This window comes from Klebsiella planticola (genome assembly GCF_000783935.2).
Lineage (GTDB): Bacteria > Pseudomonadota > Gammaproteobacteria > Enterobacterales > Enterobacteriaceae > Klebsiella > Klebsiella planticola.
In genome coordinates this window covers 2,263,033-2,277,626 of sequence record NZ_CP026047.1, presented here as the reverse complement: position 1 = coordinate 2,277,626, position 14,594 = coordinate 2,263,033, and the positions used below count along the sequence as shown (strand labels likewise).

Here is a 14,594-nt window from a genome sequence, read left to right as displayed (position 1 = left end):
TGTCCGGTATTATTTTTTTATGGCAGGGACATCAAGGACGTCACTGCTTTACGCTTCCGGTAAAGCAGTGCTAAGCAGGCTTACCGGAAAAGGATATAACTCCATCGAGGATGAGGAGTGGGATCGGGGTCCATATAATCTCCGGTAAGTGAGTAAAAGCGGCGCGAGAGTACCGCGAACAACAGGCAATTTATAGCCACTGTCTTAATGATAACCCCGCGTAACTAAACAAGACGTAAACCAGACTTTGCTCATTGCGGTTTGGTTGAGTAGCATTAGGCTCACTTTTATCGGACCACGACGAGACCTCTGCATGCAAAACCGGCTGACCATCAAAGATATCGCGCGCTTAAGCGGCGTCGGGAAATCGACGGTATCCCGCGTGCTTAATAATGAAAGCGGCGTCAATGAGCGCACCCGTGAACGGGTCGAGGCGGTGATGCAGCAGCACGGCTTCTCGCCCTCCCGCTCAGCGCGGGCGATGCGGGGCCAAAGCGATAAAGTGGTCGCGATTATCGTCACCCGTCTTGACTCGCTGTCGGAAAACCTTGCCGTACAGACGATGCTGCCCGCCTTTTACGAGCAGGGTTACGATCCGATTATGATGGAAAGCCAGTTCTCTCCCGCGCTGGTCGGCGAGCACCTTGGGATCCTCGCCCGCCGCAATATCGACGGCGTGGTGCTGTTCGGCTTTACCGGCATTACCGAAGAGATGCTGACGCCGTGGCGGGAATCGATGGTGCTGCTGGCCCGCGACGCGCCGGGATTCGCCTCCGTCTGCTACGACGACAACGGCGCGGTGAACATGCTGATGCAGCGTCTGTACGATGGCGGCCATCGGCATATCAGCTTCCTCGGGGTACCGCATAGCGACGTCACCACCGGGCAGCGCCGCCATCAGGCCTACCTCAATTTTTGCGAGCAGCACCAGTTGACCCCGTCTGCCGCCCTGCCGGGACTGGCCATGAAACAGGGCTATGAAAATGTCGCCAGCGTGCTGACCCCCGATACCAGCGCGCTGCTGTGCGCGACCGATACCCTCGCCCTCGGCGCCAGCAAGTATTTGCAAGAGCAACGTATTGGACATCTGCAGGTCGCCAGCGTCGGCAGTACGCCGCTGATGAAGTTCCTCCATCCGGAAATCCTGACCGTGAATCCCGGTTACGCCGAGGCCGGTCGCCAGGCGGCCCAACAGCTGATCGCCCAGATCGGCGGCCAGGCAGAACCACGTCAAATCGTCATTCCCGCCGCGCTGATTTAAGCTCGTTTGTTGGATTTATGTGATCGTTGCTGCGTTTCGGGAACGTTCCCATTTTGAAAGTTGAACGGAGCGGTTAGGATTCGTCTCAGGTCATTACGCAATCTCTTCCCTCTGTTTTGAGGCCTCATAATGAGCAAAGTAAATCAGCAGGACATCGATAAATTAATCGAACTGGTCGGCGGGCGCGATAACATTGCGACCGTCAGTCACTGTATTACCCGTCTACGCTTTGTGCTGAACAATCCGGCCATCGCCAAACCAAAAGAAATTGAGCAGCTTCGCATGGTGAAAGGCTGCTTTACCAACGCCGGGCAGTTCCAGGTAGTGATCGGCACAGAAGTCGGCGATTACTACAAAGCCCTGCTGGCGACCACAGGCAAAGCGTCTGCCGATAAGGAACAGGCCAAGCAGGCGGCGCGGCAAAATATGAAGTGGCACGAGCAGCTGATCTCGCATTTTGCCGAGATCTTCTTCCCGCTGCTGCCGGCGCTGATCAGCGGCGGTCTGATCCTCGGTTTCCGTAACGTGATCGGCGATCTGCCGATGAGCAACGGGCAAACGCTGGCGCAAATGCACCCGTCGCTGAAAACCATTTATGACTTCCTGTGGCTGATTGGCGAAGCCATCTTCTTCTACCTGCCGGTGGGTATCTGCTGGTCAGCGGTGAAGAAAATGGGCGGCACGCCGATCCTCGGCATCGTGCTCGGCGTCACGCTGGTCTCTCCACAGCTAATGAACGCTTATATGCTGGGCCAGCAGGTGCCGGAAGTATGGAACTTCGGCCTGTTTACGATTGCGAAGGTCGGCTACCAGGCGCAGGTCATCCCGGCGCTGCTGGCGGGTCTGGCGCTCGGCTTTATCGAAACACGCCTGAAACGCATCGTGCCTGACTACCTCTATCTGGTGGTGGTGCCGGTCTGCTCCCTGATTCTGGCGGTGTTCCTCGCCCACGCCTTTATCGGTCCGTTTGGCCGCATGATCGGCGATGGCGTCGCCTTTGCCGTGCGCCACCTGATGACCGGTAGCTTCGCGCCGATTGGCGCCGCGCTGTTCGGCTTCCTCTACGCTCCATTGGTCATTACCGGGGTCCATCAGACCACGCTGGCTATCGATATGCAGATGATTCAAAGCATGGGCGGTACACCGGTATGGCCGCTGATTGCGCTGTCCAACATCGCTCAGGCTTCGGCAGTGGTCGGGATTATTATCGCCAGCCGCAAACAGAACGAACGTGAGATCTCGGTGCCGGCCGCTATCTCGGCCTACCTCGGGGTAACCGAACCGGCGATGTACGGGATCAACCTGAAATACCGCTTCCCGATGCTCTGCGCGATGATCGGCTCGGGTCTTGCCGGCTTGCTGTGCGGCCTGAATGGCGTCATGGCGAACGGGATCGGCGTCGGTGGGCTGCCGGGCATCCTCTCCATTCAACCGACTTACTGGCAGGTGTACGGTTTAGCAATGGTCATCGCGGTAGTGGTGCCGATTGTGCTCACCACCGTCGTTTATCAGCGTAAGTTCCGTCAGGGCACATTACAGATTGTCTGATTTTTTCTTCCGGGGCGCGCTGGCGCCCCTTCGTTGTAGCAGGAAAGCGATATGAATACCCTCCCCCACTGGTGGCAAAACGGCGTTATTTATCAAATTTATCCGAAGAGTTTCCAGGACACGACCGGCAGCGGTACCGGCGATCTGCGTGGGGTCACCTCGCGCCTCGACTATCTGCAAAAACTTGGCGTGGACGCCATCTGGCTGACGCCTTTCTACGTCTCTCCGCAGGTCGATAACGGCTACGATGTCGCGAACTATACCGCCATCGACCCCACTTACGGCACGCTGGATGATTTCGACGAACTGGTCGCTCAGGCGAAAGCCCGCGGGATCCGTATCGTGCTGGATATGGTTTTCAACCATACCTCTACCGCCCACGCCTGGTTCCGCGAGTCGTTGAATAAAGCGAGCCCGTACCGCCAGTTTTATATCTGGCGCGATGGCGAACCGACAACGCCGCCCAATAACTGGCGTTCGAAGTTTGGCGGCAACGCCTGGCAGTGGCACGCGGAGAGCGGACAGTACTACCTGCATCTGTTCGCCGCAGAGCAGGCGGATCTCAACTGGGAAAACCCGGCGGTCCGTGCGGAACTCAAAAAGGTGTGCGAGTTCTGGGCCAACCGCGGCGTCGACGGCCTGCGCCTCGATGTGGTCAACCTGATTTCGAAAGATCAAACCTTCCCGTCGGATACCCAGGGCGATGGCCGCCGTTTTTATACCGACGGTCCGCGGGTCCACGAGTTCCTGCAGGAGATGAGCCGCGATATCTTTACGCCGCGCAACCTGATGACGGTCGGCGAGATGTCCTCCACCTCGCTGGAACATTGCCAGCAATATGCCGCCCAGGACGGCCGCGAGCTGTCGATGACCTTTAACTTCCACCATCTGAAGGTGGACTATCCCGGCGGCGAAAAATGGACCCTTGCGCGCCCGGACTACGTGGCGCTGAAAGCACTGTTCAGCCACTGGCAGCAGGGCATGCACAACCGGGCGTGGAATGCGCTGTTCTGGTGTAACCACGATCAGCCGCGCATCGTGTCGCGTTTTGGCGATGAAGGGGAATACCGGGTACCGGCGGCGAAAATGCTGGCGATGGTCCTGCACGGCATGCAGGGCACTCCCTATATTTATCAGGGCGAAGAGATTGGCATGACCAATCCGCACTTCTCGCAGATCGGCGATTATCGCGACGTCGAGAGTCACAACATGTTTATTGAGCGCTCGGTGCAGGGGCAGGCGCCCGATGAGCTGCTGGCGATTCTGGCGAGTAAATCGCGCGACAACAGCCGCACGCCGATGCAGTGGGACGCTCGCGACCAGGGCGGATTTACCGCCGGTGAACCGTGGATTGCGCTGTGCGATAACTATCGGACGATTAACGTCGAGGCGGCGCTGGCGGATGCGGATTCGGTCTTTTACACCTACCAGCGGCTGATTGCGCTGCGTAAAACCACGCCGGTTCTGACCTGGGGCGATTACCTGGACCTGCTGCCTGAGCATCCGTCGCTGTGGTGTTATCGCCGCCAGTGGCAGGGGAAAACGCTGATCGTCGCGGCGAACCTGAGCCGCGAGTTCCAGAGCTGGCAGCCGGAGGAGGTGGACGGCGACTGGCAGGTATTGATGAGCAATTACGCGGAAGCGGCAAATCGCCCTGCCGCCATAACCCTGCGGCCGTTTGAAGCAGTCTGGTGGCTGCAGGCGTAACCCCTGGAACGCTGCCTATACCGGGCTACGGGTTCGCAAACTTAGGCGAGCCCATAGCCCGCAGCTGGCACGCTATGCCCTGCTGCTGCGCGTCGATCTGCGCCATGACCCCCTGATGGCCTGACGCATGGCATTTCCGGCCTGAATACTTCCCCCTTCAGGCCAATTTTTGCTTATTTTATAGTCAGATAAATTTACATAACTGCCAGCGCCCACCATCCGTACTCTCGTCTTTTTACTTTGTTCTGCGTCAATAAAATCGCAAACATCTTTGATGCAAATCACTACATATAGAACTTAGAATGCATCCCGGCCCTACATCTTGTATTAATCGTCTATTATGTCAGCACATCCCATCGTTCTGTGGCGGTGGTGGGATGTGGATAAAAAGGGCCGGAACCGACGCAAAACGGCGGCAGGTAAAGCCCCCGCGACGCCGGCGATACTTCCGCCTCTGTGGATAACCTGTTTTATAAAGTATGGAGTGATCATGACACCGCATGTGATGAAACGTGATGGCTGTAAAGTGCCGTTCAAATCTGAGCGCATTAAAGAAGCAATTCTGCGTGCAGCTAAAGCAGCGGGAGTCGATGACGCAGACTATTGCGCCACCGTCGCAGAAGTCGTTAGCCAGCAAATGCAGGGCCGTAGCCAGGTTGATATCAACGAGATTCAGACTGCCGTTGAGAACCAGCTGATGTCAGGGCCGTGGAAACAGCTGGCCCGGGCCTATATCGAATATCGCCACGACCGCGATATCGAGCGTGAAAAACGCGGCCGCCTGAACCAGGAAATTCGCGGTCTGGTTGAACAAACCAACTCGTCCCTGCTTAACGAAAATGCCAACAAAGACAGTAAAGTCATCCCGACCCAGCGCGACCTGCTGGCCGGTATCGTCGCCAAACATTACGCCCGTCAGCACCTGCTGCCGCGCGATGTGGTGCTTGCCCACGAGCGCGGTGAGATTCACTACCACGATCTCGACTATTCGCCGTTCTTCCCGATGTTCAACTGCATGCTGATCGATCTGAAAGGTATGCTGACGCACGGGTTTAAAATGGGCAACGCGGAGATTGAACCACCAAAATCGATCTCCACCGCCACGGCGGTAACGGCGCAGATTATCGCCCAGGTCGCCAGCCACATTTATGGCGGCACCACCATTAACCGCATCGATGAAGTGCTGGCGCCGTTCGTCACCGAAAGCTTCAAAAAGCACCGTAAAATCGCCGAAGAGTGGCAGATCCCTGATGCGGAAGGCTATGCCCGCTCGCGCACCGAGAAAGAGTGCTACGACGCCTTCCAGTCGCTGGAATACGAAGTCAATACGCTGCATACCGCCAACGGGCAGACGCCGTTCGTTACCTTTGGCTTTGGTCTCGGCACCAGCTGGGAATCCCGTCTGATTCAGCAGTCTATCCTGCGTAACCGCATCGCCGGGCTGGGCAAAAACCGCAAAACTGCGGTATTCCCGAAACTGGTGTTCGCCATTCGCGACGGCCTGAACCACAGGTTCGGCGACGCGAACTACGACATCAAGCAGCTGGCGCTGGAGTGCGCGAGCAAGCGTATGTACCCGGACATTCTCAACTACGATCAGGTGGTGAAAGTCACCGGTTCGTTTAAAACGCCAATGGGCTGCCGCAGCTTCCTCGGCGTCTATGAAGAAAATGGCGAGCAGATCCACGACGGCCGCAACAATATCGGCGTGATCAGCCTGAACCTGCCGCGCATTGCGCTGGAAGCGAAAGGGGATGAAGCGACGTTCTGGAAGCTGCTGGATAACCGTCTGGAGCTGGCTTACAAAGCGCTGATGACGCGTATTGCTCGCCTCGAAGGGGTGAAAGCGCGCGTGGCACCGATATTGTACATGGAAGGCGCCTGCGGCGTACGCCTGAAGGCCGACGACGATGTATCAGAGATCTTTAAAAACGGTCGCGCCTCCATTTCGCTGGGCTATATCGGCATCCACGAAACCATCAACGCGCTGTCGGGTAATCAGCATATGTACGATAGCGACGCGCTGCGTGAAAAAGGCATCGCCATCGTCCGACGTCTGCGTGACGCCGTCGACCGCTGGAAAGAAGAGACCGGCTACGGCTTCAGCCTGTACAGCACGCCGAGCGAAAACCTCTGCGATCGCTTCTGCCGTCTTGATACCGCCGAATTTGGCGTCATTGAGGGCGTGACCGATAAGGGCTACTACACCAACAGCTTCCACCTCGATGTCGAGAAAAAGGTTAACCCGTACGACAAAATCGACTTCGAAGCGCCGTACCCGCCGCTGGCTAACGGGGGCTTCATTTGCTACGGCGAATACCCGAATATCCAGCACAACCTGAAAGCGCTGGAAGATGTCTGGGATTACAGCTACCAGCATGTCCCCTATTACGGTACCAACACGCCGATCGATGAGTGCTATGAGTGCGGCTTTACCGGCGAGTTCGAATGTACCAGTAAAGGCTTTACCTGCCCGAAATGTGGCAACCACGATGCCGCCCGGGTGTCGGTCACCCGACGGGTCTGCGGCTATCTCGGCAGCCCGGACGCTCGTCCGTTCAACGCCGGCAAGCAGGAAGAGGTTAAACGCCGCGTTAAGCATTTGGGTAACGGGCAAATCGGTTAATTTCGACAGTATTATTGCCCGGCAATGCGACGCTTTTCGCACAGCAATTGGCGCCAGGACAAGGCGGCAAGCAAGCGAATCCCGGGGAGCTTACATCAGTAAGTGACCCGGGTAAGCGAGCGCAGCCAATGCAGTAATGGCGTCAATTGAGAAGCGAAAATGAATTACCATCAATACTATCCGGTAGACATCGTCAACGGCCCCGGCACCCGCTGCACCCTGTTCGTCTCAGGCTGCGTCCACGAATGCCCCGGCTGTTATAACAAGAGCACCTGGCGGCTCAACTCCGGGTTGCCATTCACCACCGGGATGGCCGATCGTATCATCGCCGACCTCAACGACACGCGGATCATACGCCAGGGGATCTCCCTTTCCGGCGGCGATCCCCTGCATCCGCAGAACGTGCCGGAGATCCTCGCCCTGGTGCGCCGCATCCTCGCCGAATGTCCCGGCAAGGATATCTGGGTCTGGACCGGTTATAAGCTCGACGAGCTGAACGACGCACAGCGGGAAGTGGTTGATCTGATTAACGTGCTGGTCGACGGCAAGTTTGTCGAGGATTTAAAAGATCCGGCGCTGATCTGGCGCGGCAGTAGCAATCAGGTCGTCCACCGCTTAAGATAGTGACGCTCAAAAACGGCTGACGCACTCCACCGCCACCGCTTTGAACTCATCGAAACTGCGCGTCTCGGCAAGCCGGGTCATCGCTCGCTCGCGCAGGAAAGTGACAAAAATATCGTAGATCGCCATCGCCTCTTCATACTCGCTTTTGCTGATCGCCAGCAGGAAGATGATATGGGCAGTTTCATCGCCCCAGGCGATACCGTTCGGCGCAATGACGGTATAGACCACGGTTTTTTGCGCCAGCAGACCAAGGGCGTGAGGCAGCGCAATCCCGTCGCCCAGCATCGTGCTGACGATGGCCTCGCGTTCGACAACCGAGTCATGGAACCCGGCATCGACAAACCCTTCCTGCTGCAGCTGCTGGCACAGCCCGGCAAACAGCGTCTGCCGATCGACAGGCGTATCGATCACCTGGAAATGGGCCGCATCGAAATATTTATTCAGCACCCACGGACGGGTCCTGTCCACCAGCACCAGCTTGCCGATTTGATCCAGCTGATAATCGGTCGGGAATGGCGCAATGGTCACCACCGGCTTATCTTTTTCACCAATCCGCACGGTCGAGATAACAAAATCTTCCGCGACCGCCGCCAGCTGCTCATACTCCCGCTGCGACAGGGTGGCGGCGATTTCTAACTGCGGATATTTACGCTGCAAAATGGCTTCGATCATCCGCACCATCGCATTACTGGTATCGCATACCAATAACACCCGCGGCTGCCGCTGATAGCCAATGTTGTAATGACGTTCCAGTCCGACGCCAATATGCAATACCAGGAAACCAATCTCGTTTTCACTGATGGCATAGGGCGTGTATTTCCCCCAGCTGGTCACCGCCGCGAGAGTCATGTCCCACGCCATCGGGTAGTGCTGCTTAATATTATCGAGCAGAGGATTGGGGATCATGATCTGGTAGCGAACCCGGGTGATCATGGTCTTAACGTGGGTCAGCAGATCGGCATGTAGCTGAGCGTCGTCCAGCAGGTTGTAATTATACTGGCTGTTGATGTAGCGCAGGATGTAGTTTACCAGCGCTTCGCCATCGTCGGCGCTGATGGTGCCCGGATCGACGTCCTGAACCTGACGGGCGGCAAGATGGACGCACAGCCACGCTTCTTCTGCCGGAGAGAGGGCCTTTCCCGCCAGCTGCTGCAGTACGGCTGCCAGATCCCGCGCGGCATCACGCACGTTTTGCGCGACATCCTCCGCGCTGAATTCCGCCAGCGGATAGCCCTGGCTGACGCGACGCACCGTCACTGCGCTGTACAGTCGGATAAAGCGCTCGCCTTCATCGGTGAGGCGCACGTGGTGCCGGGTCAGGATCTCCTGCAGCACGTCCGCAAGCTGTTCCTGCACATCCGTATTCAGCGCTTGCTCATCGATCAGCGGGTTTATTCCCCCCTGCTGCGCCTGTTGCCATAACAGATCGGTCAGGCAGGCGCGAATCGATACTTCGCTGCCAAACAGCCTCATACCGTGCCGTGGGCGAGTCTCGAGAGTCAGTTGATAGCGCTGAAAGCGCTCGCGGACCTCGGCCATATCGCTTTGTAACGTCGCCCGGCTGACAAACCACTCGTCCGCCAGATCTTCGAGTTTGATGGAGAACGCGGAGGTCAAAAAGCGCACCAGCAGAAAGTTGATGCGATCCGCCGCCGTACGCGGGATCTGCTGCGGCTTCGGCGCATGCTCTTGCAGGGTCTGGTAGCGCGCCGGGTCGTCGATTTTCAGCTGATAGCCGCTGCCGCGAGTGAGCATGAATTGCGCGCCATACTCCACTAACAACGCGTTAAGCGCGGTAATGTCGGCGCGCACGGTACGAGTAGAAACCGACAGCCGCTGCGCCAGCTCATCCTGCGGCAGCGTTTCGTTTTGCAGCAAAGTAAACAGTTGCGCTAAACGGTGGTTGGGAAATCGCATGTCAGTTCCTTCATCTTACGGCTCAAGGTTGAGCGGATATCACCATCTGTGATGGACTGCCTACCGGAGTGTAGTCCGGGGCAAAAGTCAGCTTGCCGCTCTGCGGCGCCACGCTAAAACGGGTGATATTATCGCTACGCTGGTTCATGACGTACAGCCACTGCCCCTGATTATCCAGCGTCAACGTCCGCGGGTAGTCGCCGCGGGTCCAGATATCCTCCTGATGGCTCAGGCTGCCGTCGGCCAGCACGCTAAAATGCGCGATGCTGTTATGCAGGCGATTGGCGACATACAGCTGTTTACCATCGGCGCTGAGGACCAGTCCGGCGGCAAAGCTGGTGCCTTTGTAGCCCTTCGGCAGTGCGGAAACCGTTTTGCCTTCGCGCAGCAGCCCGCTTTTCTTATCAATATGATAGAACGTCAGCGTCGAGGATTCTTCATTAATCAGCCACAGGCCGTCCCCTTTCGGCGTAAAGACAAAATGACGCGGCCCGGCGCCGGCAGAAGAGGCGGCGATAAACGGCGGATCGTTCGGCGTGAGCTTGCCGCTGCTATTGTCGATCCGGTACTGATAGATCCGATCCAGCCCCAGATCGGTAGAATAAACATATTTCCCGCTCGGATCGGCGGCGATCATATGGGCATGAGGGCCGTTATGATCGCTGATGGCAAAGCTCCCCTCGACCGCCGCGGCCGGCCGCTCTGCGCCGGCAGGGCCCTGATCCTGATGGCTATCGACCGCCTCGCCGAGGCTGCCATCGTCTTTGATCGGCAGCACTGCCACCGTTCCGCTGACATAGTTCGCCACTAGCAGATGACGACCGTCCGGCGTCAGCGACAGATAGACCGGCCCGGCCCCCAGAGAAGAGACCTGATTGAGATCGGTCAGCTCACCGTTGGCTTCAATCCGCCACGCCTGCACCACCCCCTTTTCGACTTCGCTGGCGGCATACAGAGTTTTACCGTCCCGCGACACGGTGAGTTGGGCCACGTTCGGCAACGAGCTGACCAGGGCCTTATCGCGCAGCGCGCCGGTTTTAGCGTCGACGGTAAACCGGTAGAGACCTTCGCCATTCGGGTTGTAGGTTCCGACCCAGGCATAATGCGTTTGCGCGCAGGCGGTAGCGGCCAGCAGAGAAAGTGAAGCAGCAAGCAGGTGACGAGCGGTGGGCATAGTGACTCCTTGATGGTTCGATGGGGGGTTCCGCACGCGTCTCTCGCAGAGCAACGCGTGCGGCGGGGACAGCAAACCTATTTGACGAGCGCTTTGGTCATCTCCAGCAGCTGGCGAACGTCCGCCGGGCGGGTATTGCCGCTGGCTTTATCAATAATCGAGCTATAAATGTGCGGAATAATTTTGCTGACCCCCGCGTCCAGCGCGATCTGCAGGATTTCGCTGTAGTTGTCCAGATCGATGCCGCCGGTCGGCTCCAGCCAGAAATCATGGCGGGCGCAGGCCTGCGCCACCGCAACGAACTCATCGCGGTGTTTCAGGCCGCCCATCGGGAAGTATTTGATTGAACTGCCGCCCATGTCCTTCAGCAGGGCAATGGCGGTTTCCAGCGGCACAATTCCGTCCGCTGCGCCGCTGCTCAGCGGGCCGGTCGAGATCTTAACCATCCCCGGCGTGCCGGTCGGCGACACCAGACCGTTGACCACGGTCTGGTTCTGCCCAAGCAGCGCACGGCTGGCGCCGACGCCGGTGAACACCTGATTAACGTGCTGCGGCTGTACCTGACGCGAGATTTCGCTGACCATCGCCGACTGATTCGGATCGCCCGCGCCCAGCCCTACCGAGAGCGCGTTATCGATGAGCTGAGCATATTCACGCATATCCGCCACCGCGCTCGCCACGTCCGGATAGTTTTTGGAGAGCACGCCAACCAGGACGTGACCTTCCGCCGCCTCATAGATTTCGCGGGCGTTGTCTTTGCTGCCCGCCAGGACGTTCAGGCAGACGCGGTCACGGTAAAAATTAGGGGTCAGTTTCATGCGTTTTTCTCCTTGTTCAGAACCTCGGCGATGCGACGAGAGACAATCTCCAGCTGTTGCGCGTTCACGCTGCGAACATCGGCTTCAATAATGCCTTCGTTGGCCTTGTAGCCGCGGAAGTAGATGGCGTATTCGCCCTGTTTCAGCGCGTCGACCAGTTCGCCGGTGGCGATACCGGTGACGGTTTCATCAAATTTGATTTCCGCACGGGCGATGTCGCGGCCGGCGCTGTCCCAGACCACCCGGGCGGTAACGCCGTTGAGGGTATTGAGCTGGTTAATGAACGGCGTCATTTTAGCGACCATCTCATCGCCGCTCTCTTTACGCGCCAGCAGATAGTGTTCAATCGCGCAGGTCAGACCGAGGATCCCCTCTTTACCCACCTTCATCGCCCGGCCAATCCCCGCCGACTGGCGTTTCACCCACTCAACGTACTGAGTTTTCCCCACCACCAGACCGCTGGTTGGCCCTTCAATCGCTTTCGCACCGCTGTAAATCACCAGGTCAGCACCGGCACGGTAGTAGCATTGCAGGTCTTCTTCCGCCGCCGCATCGACGATCAGCGGCAGGTTATGTTTACGCGCCACCACCACCGCCTGCTCGACGCTGAGCATGCTTTTCTGCACGCAGTGGTGGGATTTGATATACAGAATCGCCGCCGTACGCGGAGTGATCGCCGCTGCCAGCTGGTCAGCGGAACATTCGTTGGCATAGCCCGCTTCCACCAGCTTGCCACCGCCCAGCGCGACCATCGAGCCCACCGGCGCGCCAAAGTTAACGTTGTGGCCTTTCGGCAGCACGATCTCATTGTTTTCAATCGGCGTAACGTGCAGGTTTTCCAGCAGCCAGCTGCTGTCTTTTACCAGCACCGCCGCCACCGACTGGGCGATCCCCGCCGAGGCGCAGGAGACGACGGTCGCCCCTTCCACGTCCAGCAGCTGCGCAATGTATTCGCCGGTTTTATTCACCAGGTCTTTGATTTCGAAGTAGTGATTCATGCCGCTCATCACCGCCTCCACCACTTCCGGACGTGGAGTGGAGACCCCTAACGCCGTCATGCGGCCGGAGGTATTGATGACTTGCTTGAGGTGGTATTTTTCAAAAATCGAAGGCATTTTCCGCGCTCCCTTGTTCGGTCAGATAGCCCTTGCCCGCGCGAATCGCGGCAAGCGGCACCAGAATATTGTCAGCCTGCAGGCTCTCTTTTTCCGCGTCGACCAGTAACGTCGGCGCATGCTGCACGGTAAACAGCGTTAAATCGGCATCATAGCCCACGGTCAGCTGCCCTTTGCTCTTCAGGCGCAGCCCCAGGGCGGCATTCACGGTGACACAGTCAATGACCTGCGGCAGCGTCATGCCGATGGCGAGGAACTTTGACATCACCAGCGCCAGCGAGCGAACCGGCCCGTCGATGCGGTTGCGGCAGTAAATATCGGAACTGATGCTGTGCGGCAGAATGCCCAGCGCGATGGCCCGTCGCGCCACTTCGAAGCTGAAGCTGGCGGTACCGTGGCCAACATCAAGGCGCACGCCACGCTGTAGCGCGCGGGTAATCGAGGCGCGCAGCTCGCCTTCCGGCGTCAGAATGCGATTCGGTTTGCCGTTATAGCAGTGGGTAATGATGTCGCCTGCGCTGAGCCGTTCGGCGATTTCATCGAGGTTCGGCGGATTATTGCCGATATGCACCATCAGCGGCAGATCGCCGTTTTCCTGCTGAATGGTCTTCGCCCGCTCCAGCGGCGTAATCCCGTTCTCGCCAACCACGCTGCTGCTCATGCGCGCCTTCAGGCCGACGATAAAATCCGGGTGGCGTGTGACCGCCTGCTTCACCGCATCCGCGTCAATGTTGGCCATGTTGGCCAGTTCGTTCTGGGCGATCAGCCCGACGCGGGAGATATTGAGCAGCGCATAAACGTCGGTGGCCGCTGCGCGGGTTAGCTGATAAAAATCATCGATGTCGTCCGCACCGGTGCTGCCGGCATCAATCACGGTAGTGACGCCGGTGGCGATACCGATGCTGTCCGGCTGGTCATGATAAATCGGTGACTTCGGGTAGCAGTGAACGTGGGAATCAATCCAGCCGGCGCTCACGTAATAACGCCCGTCCAGCGTCACTGTTTTACGCGCTGACGCGCTAATCTCGCCCAGCGCGGCAATTTTGCCGTCCTGGATGGCGATATCGGTCAGGGTATCGTCGACGAGGCGCGCACCGCGCAGGAGTAAATCAAACATGGGTCTCTCCTGGTAAAGCGGGCGCCTGAGCGCCCGCAGGACTTAACCAATAGCAATCGGGAAAAGGGATCCCAGAATCATCGCGCCGAGAATGGCGCCGCCGGTGATCGGCTTCTGCCAGATGTAAAACAGCAGTGCTCCAACCAGAGAACCGATACCGATAGGAATCGAGGCGGTCATGGCGCTGAGGATAATCAACGGCCCGAGGAAGCGGCCGGAGGCGTTACCGGCCCCCATCATCACGTCGGCGCCGTAGGTGGAGTCGCTCTGATTGATGGTGAACTTACGCGCCAGAATGATGATGTAACCCACCGCCAGCCCCAGCGCGAGGCCGGTCGCCAGCGAAGCGGCAAAGTTCGCCACCGGGAAGACAAAACCGGCCCCGAGCAGCAGCGCCGGCACGCCAAGGCCGATACCGGTCTGAATCGCGCCGCCGATATCGAGGATCCCCACCAGCGAGCCTTCGATAATACGGGCGAAGAGGAAGCTGGCGCCGAACGCGGCCACCGCGCCATAAGCCCCGGTATCAATGCCCGCTTTCAGCATGGCCACGAAGGCCACTTCGTTAAACGCGCCGATGCCGTAGAGGTAGTACATATGGGTCCCGGCGAAAACACCGGAGGAGAGCAGACCAACAAAGATCGGAAACGACCAGTCGGCATACCAAAAACCTTTATTCTGTTCCAT

12 protein-coding genes are annotated in these 14,594 nt (G+C 58.2%); 5 read left to right on the top strand and 7 right to left on the bottom strand.

The window, feature by feature from the left end; all coding sequences use genetic code 11:
• Nucleotides 1–80 precede the first annotated feature (80 nt).
• Nucleotides 81–134 carry a mgtA regulatory leader peptide MgtL gene (mgtL, locus tag MC50_RS29225; RefSeq protein WP_155417144.1) on the bottom strand — a complete coding sequence of 18 codons (54 nt, stop codon included), beginning with the start codon at nucleotides 132–134 and terminating at the stop codon, nucleotides 81–83.
• 179 nt (nucleotides 135–313) lie between these two features.
• Between mgtL and treR the strand changes: the two genes are divergently transcribed.
• The 5 genes from treR (at nucleotide 314) to nrdG (ending at nucleotide 7,766) form a co-directional block, all read left to right on the top strand.
• The gene (gene treR / locus MC50_RS11040; protein WP_032697178.1) at nucleotides 314–1,261 is read left to right on the top strand and encodes a trehalose operon repressor TreR; all 948 of its coding nucleotides are present in this window, start codon (nucleotides 314–316) and stop codon (nucleotides 1,259–1,261) included.
• A gap of 129 nt (nucleotides 1,262–1,390) precedes the next feature.
• The gene (treB, locus tag MC50_RS11035) at nucleotides 1,391–2,809 is read left to right on the top strand and encodes a PTS trehalose transporter subunit IIBC (RefSeq protein ID WP_032689779.1); all 1,419 of its coding nucleotides are present in this window, start codon (nucleotides 1,391–1,393) and stop codon (nucleotides 2,807–2,809) included.
• A gap of 51 nt (nucleotides 2,810–2,860) precedes the next feature.
• Nucleotides 2,861–4,516, top strand: a complete 1,656-nt coding sequence (treC, locus tag MC50_RS11030; RefSeq protein WP_047663847.1) for an alpha,alpha-phosphotrehalase — start codon at nucleotides 2,861–2,863, stop codon at nucleotides 4,514–4,516.
• A gap of 490 nt (nucleotides 4,517–5,006) precedes the next feature.
• Nucleotides 5,007–7,142 carry an anaerobic ribonucleoside-triphosphate reductase gene (gene nrdD / locus MC50_RS11025; RefSeq protein ID WP_032698309.1) on the top strand — a complete coding sequence of 712 codons (2,136 nt, stop codon included), beginning with the start codon at nucleotides 5,007–5,009 and terminating at the stop codon, nucleotides 7,140–7,142.
• 159 nt (nucleotides 7,143–7,301) lie between these two features.
• Nucleotides 7,302–7,766: an anaerobic ribonucleoside-triphosphate reductase-activating protein gene (nrdG, locus tag MC50_RS11020; protein ID WP_032689783.1), complete on the top strand. Its 465-nt coding sequence runs from the start codon at nucleotides 7,302–7,304 to the stop codon at nucleotides 7,764–7,766.
• Nucleotides 7,767–7,772: 6 nt separating this feature from the next.
• Here nrdG and MC50_RS11015 read toward each other — a convergent pair whose 3' ends face one another.
• From MC50_RS11015 to MC50_RS10990, 6 genes are all read right to left on the bottom strand, one after another.
• Nucleotides 7,773–9,683: a BglG family transcription antiterminator gene (locus tag MC50_RS11015; RefSeq protein WP_032689784.1), complete on the bottom strand. Its 1,911-nt coding sequence runs from the start codon at nucleotides 9,681–9,683 to the stop codon at nucleotides 7,773–7,775.
• Nucleotides 9,684–9,705: 22 nt separating this feature from the next.
• Entirely contained in the window at nucleotides 9,706–10,857 is a 1,152-nt protein-coding gene (locus MC50_RS11010) for a lactonase family protein (RefSeq protein ID WP_032698310.1), read from the bottom strand.
• Between the two features lie 77 nt (nucleotides 10,858–10,934).
• A complete protein-coding gene (gene dagF / locus MC50_RS11005; RefSeq protein WP_032697173.1) occupies nucleotides 10,935–11,675 on the bottom strand; it encodes a 2-dehydro-3-deoxy-phosphogluconate aldolase in 741 nt (246 codons plus the stop codon).
• The gene (locus MC50_RS11000; protein ID WP_032698311.1) at nucleotides 11,672–12,790 is read right to left on the bottom strand and encodes a DgaE family pyridoxal phosphate-dependent ammonia lyase; all 1,119 of its coding nucleotides are present in this window, start codon (nucleotides 12,788–12,790) and stop codon (nucleotides 11,672–11,674) included. The genes dagF and MC50_RS11000 overlap by 4 nt, the downstream gene beginning before the upstream one ends.
• Nucleotides 12,774–13,907 carry an amidohydrolase/deacetylase family metallohydrolase gene (locus tag MC50_RS10995; protein WP_032697172.1) on the bottom strand — a complete coding sequence of 378 codons (1,134 nt, stop codon included), beginning with the start codon at nucleotides 13,905–13,907 and terminating at the stop codon, nucleotides 12,774–12,776. The genes MC50_RS11000 and MC50_RS10995 overlap by 17 nt, the downstream gene beginning before the upstream one ends.
• Before the next feature lie 42 nt (nucleotides 13,908–13,949).
• A complete protein-coding gene (locus MC50_RS10990) occupies nucleotides 13,950–14,594 on the bottom strand; it encodes a DUF4310 family protein (protein WP_032689791.1) in 645 nt (214 codons plus the stop codon).

What these genes read in the sequence shown, in the direction of transcription:
- treR (WP_032697178.1), top strand. Translation starts at nt 314, where the DNA reads ATGCAAAACCGGCTGACCATCAAAGATATCGCGCGCTTAAGCGGCGTC.
- treB (WP_032689779.1), top strand. Translation starts at nt 1,391, where the DNA reads ATGAGCAAAGTAAATCAGCAGGACATCGATAAATTAATCGAACTGGTC.
- treC (WP_047663847.1), top strand. Translation starts at nt 2,861, where the DNA reads ATGAATACCCTCCCCCACTGGTGGCAAAACGGCGTTATTTATCAAATT.
- nrdD (WP_032698309.1), top strand. Translation starts at nt 5,007, where the DNA reads ATGACACCGCATGTGATGAAACGTGATGGCTGTAAAGTGCCGTTCAAA.
- nrdG (WP_032689783.1), top strand. Translation starts at nt 7,302, where the DNA reads ATGAATTACCATCAATACTATCCGGTAGACATCGTCAACGGCCCCGGC.
- MC50_RS11015 (WP_032689784.1), bottom strand. Translation starts at nt 9,683, where the DNA reads ATGCGATTTCCCAACCACCGTTTAGCGCAACTGTTTACTTTGCTGCAA.
- MC50_RS11010 (WP_032698310.1), bottom strand. Translation starts at nt 10,857, where the DNA reads ATGCCCACCGCTCGTCACCTGCTTGCTGCTTCACTTTCTCTGCTGGCC.
- dagF (WP_032697173.1), bottom strand. Translation starts at nt 11,675, where the DNA reads ATGAAACTGACCCCTAATTTTTACCGTGACCGCGTCTGCCTGAACGTC.
- MC50_RS11000 (WP_032698311.1), bottom strand. Translation starts at nt 12,790, where the DNA reads ATGCCTTCGATTTTTGAAAAATACCACCTCAAGCAAGTCATCAATACC.
- MC50_RS10995 (WP_032697172.1), bottom strand. Translation starts at nt 13,907, where the DNA reads ATGTTTGATTTACTCCTGCGCGGTGCGCGCCTCGTCGACGATACCCTG.
- MC50_RS10990 (WP_032689791.1), bottom strand. Translation starts at nt 14,594, where the DNA reads ATGGAACAGAATAAAGGTTTTTGGTATGCCGACTGGTCGTTTCCGATC.